We start from the raw sequence: 25,676 nt of genomic DNA on the forward strand, positions 1-25,676 counted from the left end.
CTGCGACTTAATGTCGGCATGAAGTCAAGCGAAGACAGTGGCGCCGAAGCGATGAGCATCGGCGCCCTCGCGGCACGGTTCGGCCTGGCCACGCACGTCCTGCGGCACTGGGAGTCGATGGGCCTGCTGAATCCCGGACGCGACGCGGGCGGGCGCCGCCGCTACGGTGCCGACGACCTCACCAGCGTGGCGGTGATCCTCCTGTGCAAGCGGGCCGGCCTCGGTCTGGACACCATCAGGAGCCTGTCCGCCACCGTCGACCGCGCCGGCCGGCATGAGATCCTCCGTCACGAGGCCGAGGAGCTCCGATCGAGAATCGCGGCGGCCCAGGCTTCACTGGAATTCATCGAGGGCGGCCTGAACTGCGAGCACGAGGACTTCACCCAGTGCCCGAACTACCGTCGGCTCGTCGCCGAACGGATCAGCACCCGAGTGCCGGCGCCCGCGCCGACGCCAGGCGGAAAGCCGCTCGGTGCGCGGACTCGGAGATCTTCTTGATCGTCGCCTGCGGCACACTGCCCGCGCCGGTGGGACGCGCTGACGTGGTCGGCCCTTGATCAGTGGCGCCATCCGGTGCGCCGTGGAGAATGTGTCCATGTCCATCCGAGCAGTGCCCTTGGACGAGCTGCCCGTCCTTCAGGACATCGAGAGGGCCGCAGGGCGGTGCTTCCGGGACATCGGTATGCCGGAGATCGCCGAGGACGAGCCGCTCCCGCTCGGTGAACTCGCCCGCTACCTGCACGCCGGCCTGGCCTGGGTCGTGGCCGACGACGCCGACGCCCCGGTCGCCTACCTGATCGCCGATCGCGTCGACGGGAACCTCCATGTCGAGCAGGTCTCGGTGCATCCGGACAGCGCGCGTCGTGGCGTCGGTCGGTCGCTGCTGGACCATCTGGCGGCACACGCCATGGGCGAGGGCGCGCCCGCCCTGACCCTCACCACATTCGCCCAGGTCCCGTGGAACGCCCCCTACTACGCACGCTGTGGATTTCAGCTCATGGACGACACCAGGCTTGCTCCCGGGCTGCGGAAGATCCGCGAGCGTGAAGCGGCCCATGGCCTGGACCGGTGGCCGCGGGTCTGCATGCGCCGGTCACTGTGACGCCACGGCGCCGTCGGTGCGCCGGCTCACCCGTCGGAACCAGCGCGTAGGCGCCGCACGCTCCCGGGAGCCCAGGCGGTGTCATGCCCTGACGAGGTGGCGGGCGATCGCGGCGAGCAGGGCGTCGGGGGCGACGGGGCCGGTCGCGGCCCAGCAGACGTAGCCGTCGGGGCGGATCAGCAGTACGTCGGCGCCCAGCGGTTCCGCACCCAGGGCGTACCCGGCCCGGGTGGCGTCGACCCGCTCCGGCAACGTCAGTCCCCGCGGTAGGGCCCCCGCCAGATCGAGCAGCACCGCGTGACCCTCACGGAACAGCGCCGAAAGCCGCACCGGATGGTCGCCGTCCGCGGTGACCAGCTCCACGTCCGGTACCCGGTGTCCGGCCAGCGGGTGGTTCCCGGACTCGCCCGAGCCGCCGGACTCGCCGGACTCGCCGGACTCGCCGGAGCCGTCGGACTCGTCGGAGCCGTCGGACTCGTCGGGGCTGCCGGAGTCGCCGGACTCGTCGGAGCTGCCGGGGACGTCGGGGCCGTCGGGGCCGCCCGGGAGCGGATAGGCCAGTGCGAGGCCGGAGACCAGGCCGGCCAGGTGCCGGTTGGTGTCGGGCAGCCGTAGCAGGTCGACGACGATGTCACGCAGCGCGGCCACGTCCGCGCTCGGGTCCGGGTCGGCGAGGACCCGCTGCGCCGAGGTGTGGTGGAGGACCTGCGCTGCGACCGGGTGCCGCTCGGTGTGGTAGCTGTCCAGCAGGCCCTCGGGGGCGCGGCCCCGGACGGTCGCGGCCAGCTTCCAGCCGAGGTTGAACGCGTCCTGGACGCCGAGGTTGAGCCCCTGACCGCCGAGCGGCGGATGGATGTGCGCGGCGTCGCCGGCGAACAGCACACGTCCCTGGCGGTACTGCTCCACCTGCCGGGTGGCGTCCGTGAACCGCGAGGAGTTCTTCACCTCGGCGAGCACCGTCTCCGGTCCGTAGAGCGCCTCCAGCGCGGTGGCGATCTCCTCGCGGGTGACCGGGGTGTCGCGGTCCACCGCTCCCTCGCCGAGCGGCCCGAAGGTGACCCTGTACCAGCCCGCGCGCATCGGGACGGTCATCGCCCAGTAGCCGCCCGCCTGGCGCATCATCGTGTTCATGTGTCCGATCTCGCGCGGCACCAGCTCCGACACCGAGGACAGCCGTACGTCGGCCAGTACCCCCGGGCGGGTGCCCGGCCGCCCCGGGAAGGACGCCCCGACCAGCCTCCGTACCGTACTGTGCCCGCCGTCGCAGGCCACCAGCCACCCCGCGCGCACCCGGCACTCGTCCGCAGTCCGCGCGGAGACCCCGTCGGCGTCCTGGGCGACCGCCGTGACCGCGGCGCCGCGCCGCACCCGCGCGCCGAGCGCGGTCGCGCGCTCCTCCAGCACCTCTTCGATCTCCCACTGGGGGAGCCCGATCGGGTAGGGGTGCCGGGTCTTCCAGGGGGAGCAGTCCAGCGGCACCGGCAGTGTCGCGAAGTGCCCGCCGACCGGGCCGCGCGCCGGAGCCCGCTTCTCCAGCGGTTCCAGCAGCCCGCGCATCTCCAGCAGCTCGGCGGTGCGCGGTTGGATACCGCCACCCTTCACCTGCTCGACGCGCTGCGCCAGTTGCTCGAGGACCAGCGTGTCCACACCTGCCTGTGCCAGCTCGCAGGCCAGCATCAGCCCGGTCGGCCCACCTCCCACGACGACGACCTCGGCCTCGACGACCTGGGTCTCGATGGCCTCGATCCCGGCGACTTCATCCACCATGGCGCACTCTCCTCTTTCTCGCCCGAGGGTAAATGTATACCAGGTGCAGAAATCGACCTGGGGAGACTTTGCTACCGTGGCGGCGTGGAAGGCAGATCGGAGCCAGGACCGTCGGGGCAGTCAGGGCAGCCAGGGCAGCCAGGGCTGCGCGAGCGCAAGAAGCAGCGGACCCGCGCCGCGATCTCCGACGCCGCGATCCACCTGTTCCTGGAGCAGGGGTTCAACGAGACCTCCGTGGCCCAGGTCGCCGAGGCGGCAGAGGTCTCCAAGCGCACCCTGTTCGCCTACTTCCCCTCCAAGGAAGACCTGGTCGTGCACCGCCTTGCCGACCACGAGACCGAGTCGGCCCGCGTCGTCCGGGCCCGCCCGCCCGGGACGGCCCCACTGGCCGCACTGCGCGCGCACTTCCTCGACGGCCTTCGCGACCGCGACCCGATCACCGGCCTCAACGACCACCCCCAGGTGCGCCGGGTGCACCGGATGATCCTCGCGGCGCCCTCCCTGGTCGCTCGGATGGAGCGGTTCAAGTCGGGTGCCGAACGCGCGCTCGCCGAGGCACTCCGGGAGACCGCCGAGGCCACGGAGTTGACGGCGCGTCTGGCCGCCGTCCAGATCGTCGGTGTGCAGTGGGCCCTGGCCTCCGACAATGCCGACCGCCTCGCCTTCGGCGAACCCGCCGACGCCCGCTACCCGGGCGCGGTCGCCGACGCGCAGCACGCCTTCGACCTCCTGGAGAACGGCCTGCGCCCACTGGCCTGACAGCCGTGGTCCCGTACGGGGCCGTCCTCGTCCAGGACCCGGGAGACCACCGCCGTGAGCAGGCGGGAGGCCCGCCCGGACGCCATCGACCGTGACCGCCTGGTCGCCGAACACGGCCACCTGGTCGACTGCGAGGTCGCCCGGTACGCACCTGGCACATCGACCGGGCCGATCTGCGGCAGGCGGGCATCCACGGCCCGCTGATCGCCGCGTCCCGGTTCGATCCAGAGCGCGCCGCGCCGTTCCCGGCCTACGCAGTTCGGCGCATCGACCTCGCTCGGTCGCCGCACGCCACCGGGCCTTCACGCCGCAACGCGGTGAGCCGCCTGCCGAGACCGCCGCGGGCTCAGCCCGGCGAACCCGAGCCGCCGCACCAGTGAGGGAGGGCGACTACGCCGACCGTCGCGATGGTCATTGGCCTACTCGGCCGTCGATGCGCTCGCGCAGGAGGTCGGCGTGGCCGCAGTGCCGCGCGTACTCGGTTATCTGCATCACCAGGATGTCGCGTAGCTGCGCGTCCCCGGCAGGCCGGGCGCCGAGGTCCGGGAAGCCTGCGATGAACCGGTCGGTCAGTTCCATCTCGGCCCGCCACCGACGCCAGGCGTCCTCCACGACCGCGGGGTCGGCGGTCGCGCCGTTCCATTCGCCGTCGCGGTCTTCGGCGGTGCGGTAGATCCTGGGCGAGTCCTGGCCGGCCAACCGGCGAAAGTGCCGTTCGTCCTCGGCCATGTGACGCACGAGCCCGAGCAGGGACATCGTGGACGGTGGTACGGCGCGCAGGGCCATCTGTTCCGGGTCCAGGCCCGCGCACTTCATCTCCAGGGTGAGGCGGAAGTGACGCAGGCCGTCGAGCAGCGCGCTGCGTTCATCGACGCTCTCCGCATCGCTCTCGCGAGGGTCTTCGTCCGGATCGACCCACATGTCCGGGTGGACGGTGGACCGCGTCCACCGAGTCACCGCTGCTTCATCGACGCGCTCGCCTGAGTCCATGCGGGCATCCTCGTGCGGGGCAACTCCGCTCGCCACCGAATTGAGCCGGCAGCACAGGGTCGGCCTGCCGGCAGACCGGGGTGATCACGATGTACGTCCAAGGGGCGCGCGTGAGTGGCGGTCTCCGCTCTCCAGCGCGAGGGTGGGACCTGCGGGCAGCAGCTGTTCAGTGCGCTCGGGCTGCTGCCCGCGAGCTGCCCGGCCTTGATCAAGTCCTGATGGTCAGAGCGGCGAGCGGCTACGAGGCACCCGCGCCAGGGGACTCACCACCCCGTACAGCTGGTTGAACGTGTCCCGCAGTACCGGGCGGTCCGCTGGTGCGGCTGTCACCAGTGTCTGTTCCAGAAGTTGACGACGGCGCTGACGTGTCGCTTCGAGCACACACTTTCCGGCGCCGGTGAGGGCGAACTCGCCGGACGGCAGGCGCCGTGCCAACGTGCGCAGCTCCAAGCGGTCGAGCAACCGGGCCGCCCAGGAAGCGCTGACGCAGAGGTCTCGGGCCATCCGGTCAGAATCGGCCGGCCCGCCGTCCAGGGCCAGCAGGACGCGCATCTGCTCGTCGGAAACCGTGGGGGCGACGTCCTCATGGGCCTGTTGCCACAACGTGATCATCGTTTCGGCGACGTGCTCCGCGGCAGAACTCGCTTCGGCACGTTCGGGTTCCACTGACATGGCTTTCCCCTTCCTCGATGCCGTTGAATACGCGCTTACCCGTCCGACGGCCCGTCAGCCCCGCCTTTGTGTTCGAAAATGCTGTGAGCTGGGACAGAGGGTAAATAATATGTAGAATTGGTGGGTCATTCGGGTGATGCGATCCTCGTTTAAGTACCGCCATTTCTCTCATTCCTCGAATTGTCGCCGAGGCGGAACATCGGTCCGTTCAGGAAATCCGGCTTGCCGCCGAAGGCAGCTGCCGGACAGCGGTCGCCAGGGTTCTTCGTGCCCTGAGCGACACCGGATGTCCCGGGGCCCTCCCCGCCATGACTCGGCGGACTTGTGCGACGCCGCCGGTGTGAGTTGCCGGGCGGTGGGAATGCGCAGTGCAGTGGCACACAGGCGTCACCCGACGAGGAGACCGAAAACCATGCTGGCCATCGTTTCCGCTGCCCTGTTCTTCATCGCCTTTCTGATCGACGCGGCGGACATCTCGACCAACCACACCTTCACCTCGACCAATGTCATGCTCCTCGGCCTCACGGTTCTGGCCCTGCACTTCGCAGGTGTGGGAAGCGGCTTCACGGTCCGCCGACGCGCACGGTGAAGAGACCTGCCGCTCGGTCGCGGCCCCGGCGGAGCCGTCCATCGACGGCGATGCGACGGGTGGCAGCGCATCGTCTCCTGGTTCACCGTCAAGACGTCGTCGGTCCCGCTCCGGCACCACGGAGCTGACGACCCGCATCACCCGGCCCTGGCGTCGGCAGAAGTTGTGCATCGACCCCTGCAACCTGCAGTGCCGCGCGGAGCGTCGGGTCACTCGCCGAACCTCCCGGCGCCCTCGGGAGCATGATGCCCGCCCCGGAGGCGGACCGCCCTGGATCCGGTCCTGAACGGTATGCGGAGGTGCTGGTCGACGCCCGCGGCTCAGGGGCGGTGCAGACCCCACGTCTGCAGGGCGTAGGGCCGCCCTTTCTCCTCCCCTTCGATCAGCGGCACGTCGAGCAGTGTGAAGCCCGCCTTGGTGGCCACGGCGACGCTGGCGGCGTTTTCGGCCTCCAGCTCCAGGATCACCTGCTCCGCGCCCAGTTGCTCGAACGCGTACGCCGCCATCACCCGTACCGCCCGCGCCGCCAGGCCCTGGCCGCGGTGCGCCGGGCCGACCGCGTAACCGAGCTCTGTGCCCTCGGGGGCACGCCGCAGCATCACCTCGCCGAGCGGTGCGCCGCCGTCGACGGTGATGGCGAGCAGGATGGCCGTGCCCTCCGCCCGCAGCTGCCGGTCCCGGTCCAGCCGTGCGCGGGCGGCCGCTTCGTCGAAGGGGGAGACGATCGGTGTCCAGTACGCGATGTCGGGGTGGTCGAACAGCTCCGGCATCGCGGCCAGGTCCGTCTCCGTCCAGTCGCGCAGGACGAGACCCTCCCCCGAGAGCTCGATCCGCTCGGGAAAGGACGACGTGGTGCTGCTCATGCTGCGGGACCTCCCTGGCCTGTTCGGGACGAGGCAGGATAACCGGGGGCCATCCAACGGCTCACCGGTATTTTCCCGGGTCTGTGCAACGCCCGGGCCGGTCGGCGCCGTTGAGTGACACCGGCATCAGCCTGGGCGATCCCGTCCGCCGGTGGCCGTCGCACGTCGCTCGAGTCTGCGGAGCGCGATCTCGCCCCACTGGATGTTCTCCCGCTCGAAGGCCATGCCGCGCACCAGCGTCAGGTACGGCCCGATCCGTTCGGCCCCGGCGAAGTACTCGTCCTCCGTGCGCCCCTTCAAGAGGTGGTCCCGCAGCCGTTCGTAGCGCGCGAGCTTGGCCGTGGCCCACTCCATGCGCTCGCTGATCGCCGCTCGTACGGCCTCGATGTCGCCGACGTCCGCGCACTGCACCTTGACCAGGAGCTCGTCCCGGATCGTCGTCGGCCTGCCCGGCGGTTCGGCGACGTAGGCGCGTACGGCCTCCATCCCGGCTTCGGTGAGGGAGAACAGCCGCTTGTTCGGCCGACGCTCCTGCTCGACGACCCGGGCGGTGATCAGCCCCTCACTCTCCATGCGCTCCAGCTCCCGGTAGAGCTGCTGAGGGGTGGCCATCCAGAAGTTCGCGACGGAGGCGTCGAACGCCTTGGCCAGGTCGTAGCCGGACGCCTCTCCTTCGAGGAGCGCTGCCATCACCGCGTTGCGCAATGCCATGCCGGGAGGCTATCGCGTCGTTGATTACTCGCGGATGTGACCACGGTGGACCTGTGCTGATGTGCCGCCGTCTCGCCGCGGAGGAGGGTCGACAACCCGCGCGGCCCGATCATAGTATCCGATGCACCTAATCAATAAATTGACTAGAGGTGAGCCCGGTGCACCCTTTCCGCAAGGCCGTCGAGACCCGAGACCACGCCGCCCTGGAGGCCCTGCTGGCCGAGGATGTCGTGTTCACCAGCCCGGTCGCCTTCAAGCCGTACTCGGGCAAGGCGATCACCGCCGCGATCCTTCGCGGGGTGTCCCGCGTCTTCGAGGACTTCACGTACGTACGAGAGATCGCGAACGCGGACGGCCGCGACCATGCCTTCGTCTTCACCGCCACCGTCGACGGCAGGCGGATCCAGGGCTGCGACTTCCTCCACTTCGACAAGGACGGGAAGATCGACGACTTCCTGGTCATGGTCCGGCCGCTCTCCGCCGCCAAGGCGCTCGCCGAGGCCATGGGAGCCCAGTTCGACCGGATCGCCCAGGAGGCGGGCGGGCGGTGACCCGGGCGGCCCTGCCGAGGATCTTCACCTGCGCGCCGCACGGCCGACACCGTACCACTGGAGAACCACCATGCTCCCGGGACTCCCTGCCGACGCCCGCGACCGAGAGGATCCTCAGGCAGGAAGCGGCACCGGAAGCACAGCAGGGAGCCGTTGGTGAACACGAGCAATCCGCCCGGTCAGGAGGACAGTTGACGAACGCGGACGAGCGCTCTGCGCGACGGGCTGGAGCATACGCGCCGGTCGGGACGGGGCGCCGGAGATTCCTCGGGTATGTGCTGGCCGCCTCGACGCTGACCGTGGCCGCCGAACTCGGCGAGGCGACGCTCGCCCCGGACGAGGCGGAAGCCGTCGTGCCGTCCCTGCCGGGGCCGGCGGAGATCTACGACCTCAACGACATGCTCACGCATGCGGCATTGCCGACGGCGAACCTGATCACGATCCGGATCGACCCGGACGGTACGGCGTCCTTCGCGCTGCCTCGGGCCGAGGTGGGACAGGGGATCACCACCTCCAGCGCGATGCTGATCGCCGAGGAGCTCGACCTGCCGCTGGAGCGGATCCGGGTCACGCTCGCGGATGCGCGGCCCGAGCTGCTGTTCAACCAGCTCACCGGCGGTTCCAACACCACGATCTCGACCTTCACGCCGATCCGGGTGGCGGCCGCCGTGGCCCGGGGCCGGCTGTTGAAGGCGGCCGCCCTGGAACTCGGGGTGGCCCTGGGCACCCTGACCGCCAAGGCCGGTGTCATCACCTCCGCGGTGACCGGAAGGTCGCTGACGTATGGCGACCTGGCGGAGAAGGCCGCGTCCGTGACGACGAGTCAGGAGTCGGTCACCCTCAAGGCGGCCGGCGACTTCAAGGTCATCGGCACTGCCCAGCCGCGGATCGACGCCCGCGACGCGGTGACCGGGCGCAAGCGGTTCGCGATGGACCTGCGGGTCCCGGACGCGCTGCCGACCATGGTGTGCCGTCCGCCGACGATCAACGGCACGGTCCGCTCGGTGGACAATCTCGCAGAGGTGCGGGCGATGCCCGGCATCACCGATGTGGTGACGGTCTCCACCGGTGTCGCCGTCCGCGGCCGTACGTTCGGCCAGTGCATCGACGCCGTGCGCGCGCTGAAGGTCTCCTGGGGGCCGGGGAGTGCGGAGGGCGCCTCGGACGCCACGATCCGTGACGAACTCCGCCGAGCAGAGCTCCCGCTGCCCTCCCTGGATCTGCTGACCAGGTCGGTGGACGTCCGCTTCACGTTCCACTTCGCCAGCAACAGTGCGCTGGAGACGAACTGCGCGATCGCCGACGTGCGCGAGGGATCGGCGGAGATCTGGGGGAGCCTGAAGTCCCCGATCGTCGCGCAGGAGCAGATCGCGCTGAAGCTGGGGCTTCCCGTCTCCGCGGTGAAGGTCCATGTCACCGAGGGCGGTGGCTCCTTCGGCCGCAAGCTCTTCCACGACGCCGCCGCCGAGGCCGCCGAGATCTCGAAGGCGATGGGCAAGCCGGTCAAGGTGATGTGGCACCGTACCGACGACTTCCGGCAGGGCCGTGCCCACCCGATGGCCACCTCGCGGGTGCGCGCCACGTATGCGCTGGGGAATGTCCTCACCTACGACCAGAGGCACACCTCCGTCGCCACCGACTTCGGCCACGGCGTGGGCGAGATCATCACCTCCGAGGCGGCCCGGCTGCCCGTCGGTGACCTCACCTTCTCGGAGACGATCTTCGCGCTGACCCAGCAGACCCCGTACAACTTCGGTGTCGTCACACAGTTGCTGAGCGAGACCGACAAGGGATTCAACACCGGCTCCATGCGCAACATCTACTCGCCGAACGTGCGATGCGCGCAGGAGTTGGTCGTGGACGAGCTGGCCAAGCGGATGGGGAAGGATCCGTACGCCTTCCGCCGCTCCTTCGTGAAGGACGATCGGTCCCGGGCCGTGCTGGACAAGGTCGCCGAGGTCGGCGACTGGGGCCGGAGCATGCCCGCGGGGACGGCGCAGGGCATCGCGCTCCACCCCGAGTACCACGCCTGCGTCGCCGTCCTGGCCGAGATCGACTGCCGGCCACAGACCACCGGCCGCAAGATCCGCGACGCCTGCACGGGCCCCCGCGTCACCAAGGTCGTGTGCGCCGTCGACGTGGGCCTGGCCGTCAACCCCCGCGGTCTCGAGGCACAGATGACGGGCGGCATCATGGACGGCATCGCCATCATCCTCAGCTCCGGCCTCCACCTCGACAACGGGCGCTTTCTGGAAGGAAGTTGGGACAACTACTTCTACACCCGCCAGTGGAACACCCCGCCCGAGCTGGAGATCGTCGTCATGCCGCCCACCACCTGGCAGCCCGGCGGCGCCGGGGAGTTGGGCGTCCCCGCCACAGCGGCCGCCGTGGCCTGCGCCTACGGCCGCGCCACCGGCGCCATGCCGACGACCTTCCCGATCAACCACGACGGCCCCCTCGGCTTCGAGCCGCTGCCCACCACCCCGCCCATCCCCGCGTCGCCCACCGACGGCCTCGACCGCGCCTACTAGGAGCCACCGTGCCCGAACACACCTTCATCCTCAACGGCGAGCGGGTGACCGTCGACATCGAGGACGACGTCCGGCTGCTGTGGGTGCTGCGCGACGTCCTCGGCGTGACCGGACCGAAGTACGGCTGCGGTCTGGGCGTGTGCCAGGCCTGCACCAGCCACATCAACGGCCGGGCCTTCAACCCGTGTTCGGTGCCGGTGAAGGACATCGGCGCCGACGACGAGATCACCACCATCGAGGGCCTGCCCGCCACCGTGGGCAGGGAACTGCACCCGATGCAGGAGGCCTGGCTGGAGAACGACGTCGCCCAGTGCGGCTACTGCCAGCCCGGACAGATCATGACGGCCGTCGCCAAGGTCCGCCAGGCCCGGGAGGAGGGCAGGGAGATCAGTGAGGCGGACCTGGACGAGATCCGCAATGTCTGCCGGTGCGGCACGTACCACCGCATCCGCGAGGCGATCAAGGCCGGTGCGAAGAAGTACTGAGGAGCCGTGCTGGAGCTCGCACCTCCCCGCCTCCGAGGGTGTGGCCGGCCGCTCGAGGCGTCCCTCGTTCCAACCGTGCAGAGAGGAGGGCTCGCGCAGCGGGAACGCCGGCAGACCGCGCTGAGTCCTGCCGACGGTCTCGCCTTCGCCGAGATCGCCGGAGCGCACTCGCCCGAGGGCAGAGGATCTCGGTTGCGGCACCTCCAGTGCGTCCGGTGGGCTGATCCCATGGACGGGTCCACGGAGCAGGCGCAACAGGCGGGGGCGGGAACAGGCCGTGCGCGTACGAGGCAGCCGGCGCCATGGCACGGCCCGGCGGTGCTCGTGGCCCTCATGCTGGCCGCCTTCACCTTCAACACGGCGGAGAACCTGCCGGTCGGCCTCTTGGAGCTCATCTCCGAAAGCCTTCGGGTGTCCCCGTCCGCGGTCGGTCTCCTGGTCACCGGTTACGGCGTGACGGTGGCCGTGGCGTCTGTGCCGCTGGCCCACGCGGTGCGGGCTGCGCCCCGGCGTCATGTGCTGACGGGCCTGCTGGCCGCGCTCGTCGTGTCCAGTCTGGTTGCGGCATGGGCGACCTCCTACGGGCTGCTCCTCGTGGCGCGGCTGCTGACCGCGCTCGCCCAGGCACTGTTCTGGGCGGTGATGGGGCCGGTCGCCGTCGGCCTGTTCACGTCCGAGGTGCGTGGGCGTGTGGTCGGGGCGCTGTCCGCCGCCGGGTCCCTCGCCCTCGTCCTCGGCGTTCCCGCAGGGACCTGGCTGGGCCGGCGGAGCGGCTGGCAGATGCCCGTTGCCGGCCTGGCGGTGCTGGGGCTCATCTCCCTCGTGACCATCGCCGTTCTGCTGCCGACCTCGCATCCGGAAGAGGAACCGGCCGCGTACGGAACCCGTCCCGACGCCCGCCGGTTCGGGACCGTTCTGGCGGCCGGGACTCTGTCCGCCACCGGGGCGTTCACCGGCTACACCTACATCGTGAAGTTTCTGGGCGACGTGAGCGGGTTCTCCCCGAACGCGGTCAGCGTCCTGTTCGTGGCCTTCGGCGTGGCGTGTCTGGCCGGGATGAGCATCACCGGGCTGCTTGTGGACCGCTTTCCGCGCGCCGCACTGGCCACTGCGGTAGCCACGCAGGCAGTGGGGATGCTCGGCCTGTACGCGGCCGGCGCCGAACCCGCGGCGGCGGTGCTGTTCCTGATACTGATGGGCGGTGCGCTCGGGCCGGTGTTCATGACCACCCAGAACGAGATGTTGCGTTGCGCACCGCGCCGCACGGACATCGCACTCGCGGCGAACTCCGGTTCCTACAACGCCGGTATCGCAGCGGGCGCCGCGCTCGGGGGGCTGGTCCTTCCGCTCGCCGACGTGCGGAGCACCCTTCTCGCCGGCGGGCTGGTGACCGTCGGGGCCTGCGCTGTGCTGCTCGGCGGGGCGACCGCCGCCCGCGAGCGCCGTTGAGGATGCCGCCTCCCGCGCACCCCGCCGCTACGATCGCAAGACCGCGCACTGCTCGCCTCCGTCGGCATCGCCGCCACCCTCATCCGCCCTCGCGGGCTCGGCGGCCTCGCACCGCCGTAATTCGATGGCGTGCGGCAAACAGTGTGCCCACCCTGGTGCCTGTGGCAGAACCCAAGTATCAGATTCGAGCCCTGCACACGGACTCCACGGTCACCGTCTACCAAGCGTACGCCCCGGAGATCGGCCTGCCGGCGGCCCGGGAGGGCCGTTTCCCGGCTGTGTGGCGGCGGGACCGGATGACATGGATCAAGCCGTCGTTCCTGTGGATGATGTACCGCTGCGGGTGGGGCACCAAAGAAGGGCAGGACATCGTCCTCGCCGTCGAGATCTCCCGTGACGGTTTCGAGTGGGCACTGAAACACGCCTGCCTGTCCCACTACGAGCACGGGCTCCACGCCGACCGCGCCATGTGGAAGCGCCAATTGAAGCGAGCTCCGGCCCGGGTGCAATGGGACCCCGAACGAGACCTGTGCCTTCAGCCGCTTGCCCACCGGTCGCTGCAACTCGGCCTCGCCGGCGAAGCCGCACACCTCTACGCCGATGAGTGGATCGTCTCCATCGCCGACGTCACCTCGCTCGCCCACACGATCCACGCGCATGTACGAGACGGAGACCTGGACACCGCACGGCAACTACTGCCCCGTGAACGCCCCTATCCCGTCAACGACGGGGACCTGGCCCATCTGCGTCAATGAGCCAGGCCCGTCGATCGGGCGGGCTGAGCACGACGAAGCCGCCCGCCTGAAATCCCCCGTGGCGGGCGGCTCGTGCCGAAGGTGCAGAGGTCAAGGTCGGCTGCGGCGACATACGCATCCTGGGCCGCTGGACGACACCGGCGCGAAGCCGGCGGCGGGATTCGAACCCGCGTCACGCTCTTGACAGGAGAAGTAGCCACTGCCTGCGCACCTGCACATGGAGAACGGTAGCGGGCGAGCAGGGCCGAGCGCACGCGGGTTTCCGGTGGAGCATCGTCTGCCCAAGGCCCGGCCAGATCACCGGCTGACGCGCCGTACGCCGGCAGGTGGTACCTGTCGCCGCCCGCATGTGGGTCTGTCAGTCCTTGTCCACGGGACGCACGGTCACCAGGTCGTTGCCGTCGCAGTACGTGAGCGGTCCGCCGAAGCCCTTGTCGGACTGTGTGAACGCCTGGCAGTCCGATGTGCCCTTCCAGAGGGCGTTGTCCCTGTAGTCCAGCAGGAGCAGTCGGCGGCCGTCCTGCCAGAAGCCGAGTGTGAGGGACCGCGCCGCCGGGCTCAGCCCGTGGGGGCGGACCAGCTGGTCGGCGCCTTCGTACAGGAGCCGGTCCGGGCGGCCCGGCGCGCGGACGATCTCGTGCGGGGTGCCGTCGGTGACCAGGTACTCGCCCGGGGCCAGTCGCTGGGAGGGGTGCAGGGTGCCGAAGTAGGGATCGACGACCAGGGCGCCTTTGGCGTCGGGCAGAACCATGTGGTGGCCGACGATCAGCGGAAGCGTGCGGTCCCAGCGGCATCCGGTGCGCGCGTCGCGCGGGACCTGAGGCTGGTCCCAGACGAAGCCGTACCGCCAGCCCCGGTCCCCGTCACCGGATGTCACACCGCCGGCGAGGACGGTGGCGCGGCAGGTGCCCTTGGCCGGTGCGGTGACCATGATGACCCGGTCGTTGTCCTTGATGATTCGGTCGACGACGCCCTCGGGCGGCCGCAGCCCCGCCTGCCAGTGCGGCCCGCCGTCCTCCGCGTCGACGGTGCCGACACGGTCGGACGAGACCAGATGGAACCCACAGCCGTCCCCGGAGCGGCCGTCGGCGGCGTGCGCCTCGACCCGGCAGGCGTCCACGACCCGTACCGCCCCGGACACCGTGCGCGTCCACTGGCGCCCACCCGACCAGGCGTCCCAGCCGGTCAGGCGGCAGGACCCGGGGCGGCAGACCGACGTCAGTACCTCGAAGGCGTCCTCGAACAGGAAAACCCGGCTGCCGGGCGGCAAGGCGTGCCGCCAGGTCAGGATCCCCAGCTCCGGGTCGAGTCCGGCGATCGCACTCGGCCCCCGGCGGCCGTCCCTGCCACCGACCAGCACCACCCGGTCACCACGGACGAGCGCGGAGTGCGCCGCTCCGGGCTGGTGCGAGGTCAGGGCGAACTCGGCCGGCAATGCCAGCCGCCGGTCCCGGTTCCCCGTGACGTCCAGACGGACCAGCGTGCGGCCCTGGCCGAGCAGGCCGGCCGCGGGGGCGTTCACCGCCCAGGTGCCGTCGGGGCCCGGCCGCACCGGCAGCGGAACACGCGAAGCCTCCTCGGGTACGGACTCCCCGTCCCCGAACATCGGCGGCTGCGGGGGGAAACAGCCCGCCAGCAGCAGCCCCACCACCACGGCCAGTAGCCCTCGCCACCACCGATGCCTCATCGCGCCCCCCCGGGTCCCTCCTCACGCTAGAACGCCCGCGAACCAGCCCACCACTCGCCCGCCTCGTTCGTGATGACCTCGTAGCCACGAAGGGCGCGAGCAATGACGAGTAGATGTACGTCAGTTGAGGGGTCCTGGGGGTTGCCGTGTGTCATGCTTTGATCATGACTGACCGAGGTGACTGGGGCTCAAGACTGCAGACGGACCGACCGCACTCCGCGCGTGTGTGGGACTACCTGCTCGGCGGAAAGAACCACTACCTGGTGGACAGTCAGGCCGGCGACCTGATCCTCCAGACCTTCCCCGAATTCGCGGCCCTCGCCCGCGTGCAACGGCGCTTCCTGGTCCGAACGGTGCGGTTCCTGGCGCGCGACGCCGGGATCCGTCAGTTCCTCGACATCGGTACCGGGTTGCCCACCGCCAACAACACCCATGAGGTCGCGCAGGGCATCGCGCCCGAAAGCAAGATCGTCTACGTGGACAACGACCCCATCGTCCTCGCCCACGCGGACGCCTTGTTGCGCAGTACGCCCGAAGGAAAATGCGCCTACCTCGATGCCGATGTGCGCGAGCCGCAGAAGATCCTCGCCCGGGCGGCTCACACACTGGACTTCGACGAGCCCATCGGCCTGATGCTGCTCAACATCATGGGCCAGGTCTCGGACGAGGAGAAGCCCGAGCGGATCGTGGCCCAGTTGATCGATGCTCTGCCACGGGGCAGCTACGTGGTCCTGAGCGACGGGACGGACACCGACGAAGAACTCAAGGCGGCCGTCGAGGGGTACAACGCCCAGTCCGTCAATACGTATCACCTCCGCGCACCCGAGCACATCGGGAGTTTTCTGCGAGGGCTGCGTCTGGTCGAGCCGGGCTTGGTCAGATCCGCCGAATGGCGGCCGGACTCCGACTCGACGGACATCACTCAAGAGCAAGGCCACGCCGTCGGGGCGGTGGGCCTGAAGGAGTAGGAGTTCATCCCGGACCGACCGCCCTCGGCGACGATGGCTCGGTCAGGACGGCCGCCCGCCGAACTGCCAGTTGTGCACCTCGATGGCGGCGTACCGCTCCGGCGTCAGGATGGCGCGTGCCGCGTCCGAGTCAGGCGCCCGGAGCAGCGCCGCCGTGCCCAGCCAGGTTGCGCCGTCGTCGGACAGCAACGGTCCGTAGGCGATCAACTCGTCCCGGTCGGGCGGCACCGTGAGGTCGGCGGCTTGCCCCGTGCCGAGGCCGAGCACCAGATACCGGTTGCCGCCGGTCCGGCCGCCGGGGAAGTCCCACATGGTGCGTCCCAGGCTGTTGCGCCACCGTCGCAGCAGCACGTCCCGGTAGACGCCGGCCTGGTAGTTCGGCTCGTCGAAGGCGAACGCGCGGGCAGCGGCGGGATCGGCGAGGTCGAGGATGTGCACGCTCCCGGTGGGTGTGTCGCCGTCGTCGGCGAGCGTCGGGCCCCGGGCGATCATCTCCTTCGCGTACCGATCCATGTAGGACCAGTGCTCTTCCAGCAGGTCATCACGCAGTGGCAGGGAACCGGGCCGGTCGCGGTGGTAGCAGAGGTACTCCATGGCCGTATGGTCTCTTCGAAGAGGCATCGAGGGCGAGCGAGTTTCACTGTGATCGAAGCCTGTCCCTCCCGGCCCCAGCAGTGGGGCGGCGGCCATGTCGCGAGATCGCGGTCGCGATACCGAACGATTACGGCGATCCTGGTAGCGAGGCGTGGTCGGCTTCGCGTACGGCACTGTGCGTCGCTGAGTGCGCCGGCAGGGAGGCGATGCACATGACAGCGACACCCGACAAGGCGCTACGAGGGCGCGGCAGCAATACGCTCAAGGGCGCCTCCTTGGCCGCTGGGGCCATGATGACGCTCAGCGGGTCGTTCAGCATCCTCATGGGCGTGTCCGGCATCGCACAGGACAGCCTGTTCGCCACCTCGTCCCACTACACCTACTGGTTCGACCTGACCACATGGGGCGTGATCCACCTCGTCGTCGGTGTCCTGCTCGTCATCACCGGCCTGGCGGTCCTCGCAGACAAGAGCTGGGGTCGCGGGGCCGGCGCGGCGGTGGTAGCAGCCAGCCTGATCACGCAGTTCATGTTCGTACCGCACTATCCGGCGTGGGCCATCCCCATGATGGCACTCGATCTCCTGATCCTGTTCGCGCTCACGCGGTTCCATATCGAAACCGGCGTCGGCCGATAAAAGACCGGGGGCCGGACTCTCCGGACAGGGCACGCACTGCACGGTCGAGCCGTCTGAAGGTGTTCGCCCTCAGCGACCACCCATCCGACCAGCCCGCCACTGAAGCCCCGTCTCTTCGAGCAGTTCCCGGCGCGCCCCCTCACGGGGCGTCTCTCCGGCCTCCACCTTCCCGCTCGGCGGAACCCACCCCCGCCAACGGTGTTTCACCAACAGCGCCCGGGCACCCCTGTCGCGCGGCGGCAAGCCACTGACGGGCCCCGTCGTACTCGGCCACCGCCCGTTCGGTATCGGCCACGGTCGCTTCGACAACCCGCTTGTCGACCATGTTCGGAGGCATCGGGAGGGGAGGATTCACTGGTTCCAGCTCTCGTCGTACGGATCGCGCGGTGTCGGCACCGGTTTCGCCCCGGTGACCCGCAGGTAGGGGATCGGGCGGTTGTTCAGCGAGTCCCTGGTCTGCTCCGGGGTGTACGTGCCCGTCACCTGGAGCCATGTGTCGGGCTGCAGGACCGGCGGGATGTCGCCCGTCAAGGCCACCTTCACCGGCTGGGCGTCCGCGGCGCAGCAGTTCAGGGCCATGCGGACCAGGTACGGTGCGCCCTTTGGATCCAGGGCGACGAAGCCCGTGATCCGCACCTCACGGTTGCCCAGTGACCGGCCGTGGCCGTACACCGCGCGGCCCGCGTAGTCGACCAGGCTGATCGGCAGGGGGTTCGAGGCAGGGAGTTTCGCGTATCCGTACGGCTGCTGCAACGCCGTACCCGTGCGCATCGCGCTGTAGGAGCCGAGCGCCGGCGGCGCCACCAGGATCAGCGCGAAGAGAGGGACCAGGAGCAACCATGAGACGCGGGGTTCACGGTGACCATGACCGTCTGTGCCGTGTTCGCGCTCATGGCCTGCGTCATGGGCCTCCTCGGCCTCGTGCGTATGCGTGTACGCGTCCTCGTGCCGGTTCGGCTTGGCGTTCCCTCTCCGGCTCTTCCTCTCGTACCAGACCGTCGCCGCCGCCGCGACGATCAGCACCGCCCCCGACGCCAGCAGGAGCGGCTGCAACCCCGCCTTGACGTACCGCAGATACAGGTCCGTCCACCCCGCGTGCAGTAGTGCCGCGCCGACCAGGAACATGATCGCCGCCTGGACCTGTCGGTTCACAGGAGCACCGCCCCGGTCAGGACGGCACCCGCGATCGCCAGCACGAAAGTGGCCGGGGCGAACCGGAGGGCGAAGCCGCGGCCGAAGGTGCCCGCCTGCATGGCGAACAACTTCAGGTCGATCATCGGGCCGACCACCAGGAACACCAGCTTCGCCGTCAGCGAGAACTGCGTCAGCGAGGCCGCCACGAACGCGTCCGCTTCCGAACAGATCGACAGCACTACGGCGAGAACCGCCAACGCACCCACGGCCGCAAGGGGATTGCCCGCCGCCGTGCGCAGCCAGCTCGCCGGGGCCAGCGCCTTGAGCGTCGCGGCCGCCATCGCGCCCAGCACCAGGAAACCACCCGCGTGCATCACGTCGTGCCGGACCGAGCCCCAGAACGCCGCACCCCTGCTCTGCCCGTCAAGCCTCGCGTGTGCCGGTGGACGCAGCCAGTCCGTGCGGCCGAGGCGCTGCCACAACCAGCCTGTCGCGCACGCGACGAGCAGGCCGGCCGCGAAGCGGCCCCACACCATTTCCGGATGGCGGGGGAACGCCACCGCCGTCGCCGTCAGCACCACCGGGTTGATCGCCGGGGCGGACAGAAGGAACGCGAGTGCCGCCGCGGGAGTAACGCCACGGCGGACCAGCGCGCCCGCCACCGGGACCGACGCACACTCGCAGCCCGGCAGCACCGCGCCCGCCATACCCGCGACCGGCACGGCGAGACCGGGGCGGCTCGGCAGTACCCGGGCGAAGAACGAGGGAGGGACGAAGACGCCGATCAACGCGGACAGCAGGACGCCCAGCACCAGAAACGGCAACGCCTGGACCACCACCGCCACGAACACCGTCATCCAGCTCTGCATCACCGGAACGGCGAGCGCCTCGCGGATCGGGCCCTGCGCCACGACCGTCAGGAGCAGGACCATGATCAGGGCCACGGACGAGTTCATGTGCCAGCCGTCACCGGCGGCACGTTCCCCACCGGTACGCTCACCCGCGGTGTCCGCCAGTCCGTCCCGGCCGCCCGGAGCTCGTACCATCGCGTCACGGTCGCCCGTTCTGGGGGTGGGGGCTGGTCTCGTGGTTGCCACGGGTGCGATACCTCCGGCGGGCTGCGCTTGTCGGTCTGCCTCCCGCTCAGTACGACGGTCAGGGCGCAGGCGTTCAGCCCACGCCGGAACCGCCCGCACGAGCATGCTGGACGCAAGGCCGCTCCACCTCTGCGGACACGGCAGGATCGTCGATTCTGGGACGTGCCTCACGGCGTCATTCCGTGGTGGGCGGTTGCCGGTAGGTGTTGGCCAGGGCGGCGACCGTCCGCGCCATCCGTGCCCTCAATTCGGTGGGTGCCACGACTTCGGCCTCCGCGCCGAGCCGGAGCAGCATGCCGACGGCGTGGTCCACGGACTCGATGGGGATGACGACCTGGGCGCGGCCGTCGGGGCCCGGTGGCCCGGCGCTGTCCTGGGCGGCCCGTGCCACCGCCGGTTCCATGAGGTCAGGGAGCTGTTTCAGGATCCGGGGCGAGAGCCGTACCACCGCCTCGCCCTGGTGACGGCGGGCGTCGAAGTCGGCCAGATAGGACTGCCAGTGCGCGGCCAGGTCAAAGCCCGGGGGCCGCTCGAAGCGGTCGGGCAGGAGATGGGCCCGGAGGATCTGGGAGACGCGGTAGGTGCGGACGGGGTCAGGACTCCCCGCGATCAGGTACCAGCGGCCGGACTTGAGTACCAAACCGTAGGGCTCCAGCGTCCGGTTCACCTCCTGGGGGGCCTTCCAGCGCCGGTATCGGACGCGGATACGGTGCTGCCGCCACACCGCCTCGGTCACGGCGGCCAGGTGCGGAGTGGTGTCCGCCTCGGTGTACCAACCGGAGGTGTCCAGGTGGAACCGCTGCCGTAGCGCACCGGTCCGGTCGCGCAGCTCGTCGGGCAGCGCGGCCGTCAGCTTGAGCTGAGCGGTGGCGAGCACGGTGCCGAGCCCGAGGTCCGCGGCGGGGCCCGGCAGGCCGGCCAGGGAGAGTGCCTCCGCCTCCTGGTGGGTCAGCCCGGTCAGCCGGGTGCGGTACCCGCCGACCAGCCGGTAACCGCCGTCGTGACCGGGGTCGCCGTAGAGCGGAACACCGGCTGCGGCGAGCGACTCCATGTCCCGGTACACCGTCCGGACCGACACCTCCAGCTCGTCGGCCACCTGCTGGGCGGTCATCCGGCCGCGGGTCTGGAGCAGCAACAGGACGGACAGCAGTCGGCTCGCACGCATGACGAAAGTCTGCCGCAGTTCACTGACATGGGATGTCAGGGGATCCCGAATAGCTTTCGGGCCGGGCGCACGCCCCAGCGCACTGGATACGGCAAAGGACACGTGCAGAATGAGCACTCCATCCACCCGCGAGCCCGGTATCGGCGATTTCGACACCAAGGGCTTCAGCGGCCTGACGCTCCGCCTGTTCGACCCCGTGCGCGCGCAGTGGTCACTGAACTGGGTGAACAGCCGGACCGGGCTCCTCCAGCCACCCGTCGTCGGCCGGTTCCACGACGACTGGCAGAGCTGGGAAACCAACTGGACCATGGCCTTCCGCCGGACGCGGGAGGGTTCCGCGTGACCCGGGCGCCGGCCGCGCCGGAACTCTCGATTCAGCCGGTCGGGGGACTGACCGTCTGGCAGGGCGCCGCACTGTACGTCGGAGCGGTCCTCGGCACCGGCGTGATCGCCCTTCCCGCACTGGCGGTGCGAGCGGCCGGACCGGCCTCGCTGCTGGCCTGGCTCGCACTGGTCCTGCTGGCGGTGCCCCTTGCGGCCACGTTCGCCGCGCTGGGCGCCCGGTACCCGGACGGCGGCGGCGTCTCCACCTACGTCCGGCATGCCTTCGGCGCACGGGCGGCGACGGTGGTCGGGTGGTGCTTCTACTTCGCCGTGCCCGCCGGTGCTCCGGCAGCGGGGATGTTCGCCGGCGCGTACGTCGAGGCGGCGGTGGGCGGCGGCCGGCGCACGGTGGTGATCACAACGGTGGTGCTGCTGATCATCGTCACGGCGGCCAACGGCTTCGGCGTGACCGTCACCGGCCGTACGCAACTCGTGCTCGCGGTGCTCCTCGTCGCGCTGCTGCTGGCCGCCGTGGTCACCGCGCTGCCGCACGCCCACGTGCGGAACCTGCATCCGTTCGCGCCGCACGGCCGGCCCGCGATCGGTTCGGCCGCGGCGCTGCTGGTGTGGAGCTTCGCAGGCTGGGAGGCCATCACCCATCTGGCAGCCGACTTCCGCCGTCCGGCGCGCGACCTGCCCCGGGCCACCGCCCTGGCGGTCGCCGTCGTCGGCGTCCTCTACCTCGCCGTGGCCGCCACCAGCGTCCTCGTGCTCGGCCCGGCCGCCGGTACCTCCGACGCCCCACTGGCCGAACTGCTCGCCCTGGGCATCGGCGGAACGGTCCATGTGCTGGCCGCCACCGCCGCCCTGCTCCTCACTCTCGGCACGATGAACGCCTACTTCGCCGGTGCGGCCAAACTGGGCGCCGCGCTCGGCCGGGACGGCGCGCTGCCCGCCTGGCTCAGCCAGGGCGGCAGCGTCGGCGAGGTACCACGCCGCAGTCTGGCGGTCGTGTCGGGGCTGTCCGCTCTCGCCCTCACCGTCACCACGGTCGCCGCCGTCGGCCCGCGGCCACTCGTCCTGCTCACCACCGGGTCGTTCGTGACCGTGTACGCCCTGGGCACCGCAGCCGCCTTGCGCCTCCTTCCCCGCGGGACCCTGTCCCACCGCTGCGCACTTCTCGCGCTCGTCGCGGTCGCGGCACTCCTCGTCATGACGGGCTGGTACCTGCTCTGGCCACTGACCGTCACAGCGAGCGCACTGTGCTACGTGCGATGGCGCCGTGCGACGAGCCCTGTCGTGCCCTGACCCGGTGGCCGCCGTCAGGCGGGAGCGGGCCGTCATCGGGGCCCCGGTCACGGAAACGCCGTGACCGGGGCCCGAGGATCAGCTGCCGCGGAGGGAGCCGACCGCCCCTAGTTCCGGTACCGGAACACGATCCGGCCGCGCGTCAGGTCGTACGGCGGGAGCTCCACCAGCACCCGGTCCTCCAGCATGATCTTGATGTAGTTCTTGCGGATCTTCCCACTGATGTGCGCGAGCACCTGGTGGCCGTTCTCGAGCTCCACGGTGAACATGGCGCTGCGCAGGCACTCGACGACCTTGCCCTCGACTTCGATGACGTTCTTGTTCCTGGTCATCGCACCAGCTCCAGGTTGCTGCCGATCGGCCGGGCGCCGATGCCCTGGAACAGCGCCGAGGCTGCTTGGTTGGACTCTTGCACTTCGGTCCAGGCCGCGGAGCACCCGGAGCGGTGCAGCGTCCCGAGCGCGTGGGCCAGCAGCGCCCGCGCGATGCCGCGGCGTTGCTCACCGCCCCGGACCGCGACCAGTCCGATGCGTGGCCGCTTCACCCTCACCACCCGGATCAGCCCCAGGTAGCGGTCCGGCGCCGCGGCCACCGCGTACTTCGACGGGTCGACGATGGTGTCGCCCTCGAGGCGGGGAATCACCTCCGCGGGCATCGACCGCCACCACCCGACGGTCGCCTCGACCTCGTCACGGATCGCGCGGTCCGCCTCCCGCAGCAGGCCCTCGTCCGCCTGACCGGCGGGCACGATCGTCACGCCCGAAGGCGGCAGGACTTCCTCCAGACCCGTGACCCGCGGGTCGGTCGGCACGACGTACTCCCACTCGCGGCGCCGGATCGTGAAACCGGCCCGCCGCCAGCGGGCCGTCAACTCGACGTCGGCTTCGTCGACCACCGTGTACAGCGGCGCCGGAAGTTCCGCCGGCATCGCCTGGGCGAGCAGGTCGAAGGCGGCGTCGTGCCAGGCGTCGATGCCGACGAACAAGCGGCCGTCGGGCCGGTGCTGCGCATACCCCCGCCCGACCACCAGGTCGTCATCCAGTGCGTGCCATTGCCGGTCCGCGACGCGGGTGATCATCACCGCGTTCTCGCTCAGACCGGATGTCGAAGGCTTCGTGTTCATCGGAGTCTCCCTCCAGGAGTGCCTCGATCTCAGGCGCTCCTGGCGACACCGAACGTCAGCCGCCGGACCGTGACGGGTTGAGGGAGCACCCATGGGTAACTGTGTTCACGGGTCTCACCTCCCTACGACGACTTCACGGTCCACCGCGAAAGTAGCAGCGGGGCTCCGCCTCGCTCAATTCCTTTTCCGAGGGGAAGCACCGCGTCGTGTGGCGGGTTCAGTGGCCGACGACCTGATCGATGAGCCGCTGGAGGTACAGGCCGCGCTGGGCGTCCAGTCCCGTGGGTGTGTGGGTGCGTACGGCGGTGGCGAAGTCGCGGCGCAGGATCGGCCAGCACTCCTCGTGGTCGATGCCCGCGGTGTCGTACGTCAACGGCGGCTCGGCTCCGAAGAGTTCCACCCGGGTCAGGGCCCGGGGAACGTCGACGGCGCCGGACAGCGACGCCTGGCTGATCGCACCGTTGGCGTGCTCGCAGGTGAGCTCGATCCAGCGGCGGGGGTCTCCGCTGCCGCGGACTGCGGTGATGGGACCGACGGCGGCGTCCAGCAGGTCGAGGAGGTGAGGCCCCAGATCGAGCAGCGCGCCGTGCTCGAGGCGCCAGCCGGTGGCGAAGTCGCCGCCCAGGAAGGCGCCGTGAAGGTAGCAGGAGCGGGCTCCGGTCACCTCCCGCGCGCGGGCGGTGTCCAGGAAGGCGCGGGTCGTGGGGTGGTAGCGCTTGGTCAGGACGAGCTGGGAGACGACACCGGCCTCCGCCACGGCATCGGCGAGCCGCTGGGCGGTGGGCAGGTCGGGGCCGAGGGGTTTCTCCAGGAGCAGGTGCTTGCCTCGCTTGGCGGCCAGCGGAGCGAGTTCCGCCTGTATCGCGGGCGGGACGGCGAAGGCCACCGCCTCGCAGCGGTCGAGGAGTTCCTCGAACTCGGTGGCGACCTGGGCGCCGTAGGGGGCGGCGGCCTGTCGCGCGGCGTCGGGGCGGCGGGCCCAGACGGCGGCGAGCCGGGTTTCCGGGCCGGTGGCCAGCATGCGTGCGTGCATGGCCCGGGCCCAGGGGCCGGCGCCCACGAGGCCGACCTCGACGGGCTGGTGCTTCCAGTGGGCTGGTTCAGTGGTCACGGTGTTCCTGTCGGTATGCGCACGGTGGTGTGCTTGGCGCCGCGCACGGTGGTGTGCTCTGTGCCGCGCACAGGGCTGTGTCTCGTGCCGGTTCAGGTGGCGAGGTGTGCGAGGCGGGCGTCGGCCTGGGCGGGGGAGTAGAGGATCTCGACCACCATGCCTGCCGCGCCGATGACGCCGGCGTGGTCGCCGAGTCGTGACGTGACGATCTGCAGGTTCGCGGTCGTGCGGGGCATGGCGCGCCGGTAGAGGAGTTCGCGGACGCCCGTCATGAACGGCACCCCGGAGAGGTCTCCGGCGAGCATCAGGACGCCCGGGTTGAGGAGGGTGACCACGGTCACCAGGACCTCGCCCACTCGGCGTCCGGCCTCCCGGGCCAGCCGGATCGCGTCGGGGTGACCCTCGGCGAGGAGCCGCTTGACGTCGGATCCGGAGGTCGTTTCCAGACCGAGTTCGGACAGTTGCCGGGCGAGTGCCCGGCCGCTGGCGACGGCGGCCAGACAACCCTGGGAGCCGCACATGCACAGGGCTTCGGGCTGGTCGTGCAGGCGGATGTGGCCGATGTCGCCGGCGCCGCCGTCGATGCCGCGGTAGACGCTGTCCCCGATGACGACGCCGGCGCCGATGCCGGTGGAGACCTTGACCAGGACGAAGGCCGCGCAGTCACGGTGGTTGGCCTGGCGCTCGGCCAGGGCCATGAGGTTGGCGTCGTTGTCCACGAAGACGGGGATCCCGTCCTCGGGGCCGGATGCCACATGCTCGGCGTAGGCCTTCTGCAGGCGCTCCCGGATGGGGTACCGGTCCCAGCCGGGCATGATGGGCGGCTCGACGACGCGTCCCGTCTCCCAGTCGACGGGTCCCGGCACGGACATGCCGATGCCGCACACATGGCCGGGGTCGACACCGGCGGCGGCGATCAGGTCCGGGAACGAGGCCGCCAGGTGGGCCAGCACCTCCTCCGGGCCCCGGGTGATCTCCAACGGGCCGGTGTGCTCGGCGAGGATGGTGCCCGCGAGGTCCAGGACCGCGGTGCGGGCGTGCCGGGTCTCGAGGTCGACGGCGATGACCGATGCGTGCGTGGGGTCGAAGACGATCCGGTCCGAGGGCCGGCCACCGGTGGAGGTGCCGGTGGTGTGGCGCAGCCATCCCGCCCGGTTGAGCAGGTCCAGTCGCTGGCCGACGGTGGAGCGGGACAGTCCCGTGGCGCGCTGCAGTGCGGCGCGGGTGTTGGCGCGGCCGCTGCGGATCAGTTGCAGCAGTTCTCCGGCGCTTACCTGATTCGGTGTCATCGTCCATCCCCCACGGT

28 protein-coding genes, 1 tRNA gene and 1 pseudogene are annotated in these 25,676 nt (G+C 70.5%); 14 read left to right on the forward strand and 16 right to left on the reverse strand.

Annotated features, from left to right (window positions below):
• Positions 1-18: 18 nt before the first annotated feature.
• Together ABZ484_RS17640 and ABZ484_RS17645 are read left to right on the forward strand one after the other, a co-directional pair.
• Positions 19-498 (forward strand): MerR family transcriptional regulator, encoded by a 480-nt coding sequence (locus ABZ484_RS17640; protein ID WP_358866837.1) that lies wholly within the window; start codon positions 19-21, stop codon positions 496-498.
• A 97-nt stretch (positions 499-595) separates the two neighbouring features.
• Complete coding sequence (locus ABZ484_RS17645) at positions 596-1,102, forward strand: GNAT family N-acetyltransferase (RefSeq protein WP_358866789.1); 507 nt, start codon at positions 596-598, stop codon at positions 1,100-1,102.
• Positions 1,103-1,183: 81 nt separating this feature from the next.
• Here the strand turns inward: ABZ484_RS17645 and ABZ484_RS17650 are convergent, their stop codons facing one another.
• Entirely contained in the window at positions 1,184-2,989 is a 1,806-nt protein-coding gene (locus ABZ484_RS17650) for an FAD-dependent monooxygenase (RefSeq protein ID WP_358866838.1), read from the reverse strand.
• On the opposite strand from ABZ484_RS17650, the gene ABZ484_RS17655 reads away from it, so the two are divergent.
• Positions 2,954-3,628, forward strand: a complete 675-nt coding sequence (locus ABZ484_RS17655; protein ID WP_358866790.1) for a TetR/AcrR family transcriptional regulator — start codon at positions 2,954-2,956, stop codon at positions 3,626-3,628. The two genes, ABZ484_RS17650 and ABZ484_RS17655, sit on opposite strands and share 36 nt — an antisense overlap.
• Positions 3,629-3,682: 54 nt before the next feature.
• Entirely contained in the window at positions 3,683-3,832 is a 150-nt protein-coding gene (locus ABZ484_RS17660) for a hypothetical protein (RefSeq protein ID WP_358866791.1), read from the forward strand.
• A 207-nt stretch (positions 3,833-4,039) separates the two neighbouring features.
• Here ABZ484_RS17660 and ABZ484_RS17665 read toward each other — a convergent pair whose 3' ends face one another.
• Together ABZ484_RS17665 and ABZ484_RS17670 are read right to left on the reverse strand one after the other, a co-directional pair.
• On the reverse strand, positions 4,040-4,618 hold the full coding sequence (locus tag ABZ484_RS17665; protein ID WP_358866792.1) for a DinB family protein: 579 nt from the start codon (positions 4,616-4,618) through the stop codon (positions 4,040-4,042).
• A gap of 222 nt (positions 4,619-4,840) precedes the next feature.
• On the reverse strand, positions 4,841-5,290 hold the full coding sequence (locus ABZ484_RS17670; RefSeq protein ID WP_358866793.1) for a hypothetical protein: 450 nt from the start codon (positions 5,288-5,290) through the stop codon (positions 4,841-4,843).
• A gap of 412 nt (positions 5,291-5,702) precedes the next feature.
• On the opposite strand from ABZ484_RS17670, the gene ABZ484_RS17675 reads away from it, so the two are divergent.
• Positions 5,703-5,879: a hypothetical protein gene (locus ABZ484_RS17675; protein WP_358866794.1), complete on the forward strand. Its 177-nt coding sequence runs from the start codon at positions 5,703-5,705 to the stop codon at positions 5,877-5,879.
• Between the two features lie 320 nt (positions 5,880-6,199).
• Here the strand turns inward: ABZ484_RS17675 and ABZ484_RS17680 are convergent, their stop codons facing one another.
• Positions 6,200-6,742: a GNAT family N-acetyltransferase gene (locus ABZ484_RS17680; protein WP_358866795.1), complete on the reverse strand. Its 543-nt coding sequence runs from the start codon at positions 6,740-6,742 to the stop codon at positions 6,200-6,202.
• A gap of 126 nt (positions 6,743-6,868) precedes the next feature.
• Positions 6,869-7,453, reverse strand: coding sequence for a PadR family transcriptional regulator (locus ABZ484_RS17685; RefSeq protein WP_358866796.1), 585 nt, complete (start codon positions 7,451-7,453; stop codon positions 6,869-6,871).
• A gap of 158 nt (positions 7,454-7,611) precedes the next feature.
• On the opposite strand from ABZ484_RS17685, the gene ABZ484_RS17690 reads away from it, so the two are divergent.
• The 5 genes from ABZ484_RS17690 to ABZ484_RS17710 all read left to right on the forward strand — a co-directional run bounded on the left by ABZ484_RS17690 (position 7,612) and on the right by ABZ484_RS17710 (position 13,224).
• Positions 7,612-8,004 (forward strand): nuclear transport factor 2 family protein, encoded by a 393-nt coding sequence (locus ABZ484_RS17690; RefSeq protein ID WP_358866797.1) that lies wholly within the window; start codon positions 7,612-7,614, stop codon positions 8,002-8,004.
• 191 nt (positions 8,005-8,195) lie between these two features.
• A complete protein-coding gene (locus ABZ484_RS17695; RefSeq protein WP_358866798.1) occupies positions 8,196-10,535 on the forward strand; it encodes a molybdopterin cofactor-binding domain-containing protein in 2,340 nt (779 codons plus the stop codon).
• Positions 10,536-10,543: 8 nt separating this feature from the next.
• Positions 10,544-11,020: a (2Fe-2S)-binding protein gene (locus tag ABZ484_RS17700; protein ID WP_358866799.1), complete on the forward strand. Its 477-nt coding sequence runs from the start codon at positions 10,544-10,546 to the stop codon at positions 11,018-11,020.
• A 333-nt stretch (positions 11,021-11,353) separates the two neighbouring features.
• Positions 11,354-12,469 (forward strand): MFS transporter, encoded by a 1,116-nt coding sequence (locus tag ABZ484_RS17705; protein ID WP_358866839.1) that lies wholly within the window; start codon positions 11,354-11,356, stop codon positions 12,467-12,469.
• Positions 12,470-12,630: 161 nt separating this feature from the next.
• Positions 12,631-13,224 (forward strand): DUF4291 domain-containing protein, encoded by a 594-nt coding sequence (locus ABZ484_RS17710; protein WP_358866800.1) that lies wholly within the window; start codon positions 12,631-12,633, stop codon positions 13,222-13,224.
• 146 nt (positions 13,225-13,370) lie between these two features.
• Here ABZ484_RS17710 and ABZ484_RS17715 read toward each other — a convergent pair.
• A tRNA-Ser gene (locus ABZ484_RS17715) sits at positions 13,371-13,439 on the reverse strand.
• A 143-nt stretch (positions 13,440-13,582) separates the two neighbouring features.
• Positions 13,583-14,911 carry a hypothetical protein gene (locus tag ABZ484_RS17720; protein WP_358866801.1) on the reverse strand — a complete coding sequence of 443 codons (1,329 nt, stop codon included), beginning with the start codon at positions 14,909-14,911 and terminating at the stop codon, positions 13,583-13,585.
• A gap of 164 nt (positions 14,912-15,075) precedes the next feature.
• Here ABZ484_RS17720 and ABZ484_RS17725 point away from each other — a divergent pair, with 164 nt between their 5' ends.
• On the forward strand, positions 15,076-15,879 hold the full coding sequence (locus ABZ484_RS17725; RefSeq protein ID WP_358866802.1) for an SAM-dependent methyltransferase: 804 nt from the start codon (positions 15,076-15,078) through the stop codon (positions 15,877-15,879).
• 42 nt (positions 15,880-15,921) lie between these two features.
• On the opposite strand, the gene ABZ484_RS17730 is transcribed toward ABZ484_RS17725, so the two are convergent.
• Positions 15,922-16,473 (reverse strand): YciI family protein, encoded by a 552-nt coding sequence (locus ABZ484_RS17730; protein WP_358866803.1) that lies wholly within the window; start codon positions 16,471-16,473, stop codon positions 15,922-15,924.
• A gap of 212 nt (positions 16,474-16,685) precedes the next feature.
• On the opposite strand from ABZ484_RS17730, the gene ABZ484_RS17735 reads away from it, so the two are divergent.
• Positions 16,686-17,108 (forward strand): hypothetical protein, encoded by a 423-nt coding sequence (locus ABZ484_RS17735; protein WP_358866804.1) that lies wholly within the window; start codon positions 16,686-16,688, stop codon positions 17,106-17,108.
• Between the two features lie 102 nt (positions 17,109-17,210).
• Here ABZ484_RS17735 and ABZ484_RS17740 read toward each other — a convergent pair.
• The 4 genes and pseudogenes from ABZ484_RS17740 to ABZ484_RS17755 form a co-directional block, all read right to left on the reverse strand.
• Positions 17,211-17,351 (reverse strand): annotated as a pseudogene (locus ABZ484_RS17740) (NUDIX domain-containing protein); the annotation flags it as partial.
• A 108-nt stretch (positions 17,352-17,459) separates the two neighbouring features.
• On the reverse strand, positions 17,460-18,260 hold the full coding sequence (locus tag ABZ484_RS17745) for a TIGR03943 family protein (protein ID WP_358866805.1): 801 nt from the start codon (positions 18,258-18,260) through the stop codon (positions 17,460-17,462).
• Positions 18,257-19,198, reverse strand: coding sequence for a permease (locus tag ABZ484_RS17750; RefSeq protein WP_358866840.1), 942 nt, complete (start codon positions 19,196-19,198; stop codon positions 18,257-18,259). The genes ABZ484_RS17745 and ABZ484_RS17750 overlap by 4 nt, the downstream gene beginning before the upstream one ends.
• Positions 19,199-19,514: 316 nt before the next feature.
• Positions 19,515-20,504, reverse strand: a complete 990-nt coding sequence (locus ABZ484_RS17755) for a WYL domain-containing protein (protein ID WP_358866806.1) — start codon at positions 20,502-20,504, stop codon at positions 19,515-19,517.
• A 109-nt stretch (positions 20,505-20,613) separates the two neighbouring features.
• On the opposite strand from ABZ484_RS17755, the gene ABZ484_RS17760 reads away from it, so the two are divergent.
• Together ABZ484_RS17760 and ABZ484_RS17765 are read left to right on the forward strand one after the other, a co-directional pair.
• Positions 20,614-20,847 (forward strand): hypothetical protein, encoded by a 234-nt coding sequence (locus ABZ484_RS17760; RefSeq protein ID WP_358866807.1) that lies wholly within the window; start codon positions 20,614-20,616, stop codon positions 20,845-20,847.
• Positions 20,844-22,136, forward strand: a complete 1,293-nt coding sequence (locus tag ABZ484_RS17765; RefSeq protein WP_358866808.1) for an amino acid permease — start codon at positions 20,844-20,846, stop codon at positions 22,134-22,136. The genes ABZ484_RS17760 and ABZ484_RS17765 overlap by 4 nt, the downstream gene beginning before the upstream one ends.
• Before the next feature lie 107 nt (positions 22,137-22,243).
• On the opposite strand, the gene infA is transcribed toward ABZ484_RS17765, so the two are convergent.
• The 4 genes from infA to ABZ484_RS17785 all read right to left on the reverse strand — a co-directional run bounded on the left by infA (position 22,244) and on the right by ABZ484_RS17785 (position 25,659).
• Positions 22,244-22,468, reverse strand: coding sequence for a translation initiation factor IF-1 (infA, locus tag ABZ484_RS17770; RefSeq protein WP_007386266.1), 225 nt, complete (start codon positions 22,466-22,468; stop codon positions 22,244-22,246).
• On the reverse strand, positions 22,465-23,259 hold the full coding sequence (locus tag ABZ484_RS17775) for a GNAT family N-acetyltransferase (RefSeq protein ID WP_358866809.1): 795 nt from the start codon (positions 23,257-23,259) through the stop codon (positions 22,465-22,467). Before ABZ484_RS17775 ends, infA begins: the two co-directional genes overlap by 4 nt.
• Before the next feature lie 217 nt (positions 23,260-23,476).
• The gene (locus ABZ484_RS17780; RefSeq protein WP_358866810.1) at positions 23,477-24,370 is read right to left on the reverse strand and encodes a Gfo/Idh/MocA family oxidoreductase; all 894 of its coding nucleotides are present in this window, start codon (positions 24,368-24,370) and stop codon (positions 23,477-23,479) included.
• 92 nt (positions 24,371-24,462) lie between these two features.
• Positions 24,463-25,659 carry an ROK family protein gene (locus tag ABZ484_RS17785; RefSeq protein WP_358866811.1) on the reverse strand — a complete coding sequence of 399 codons (1,197 nt, stop codon included), beginning with the start codon at positions 25,657-25,659 and terminating at the stop codon, positions 24,463-24,465.
• Positions 25,660-25,676: the final 17 nt, after the last annotated feature.

It is taken from the genome of Streptomyces sp. NPDC006393, from assembly GCF_040628575.1.
In the GTDB taxonomy this organism is placed as follows: Bacteria; Actinomycetota; Actinomycetes; order Streptomycetales; family Streptomycetaceae; genus Streptomyces.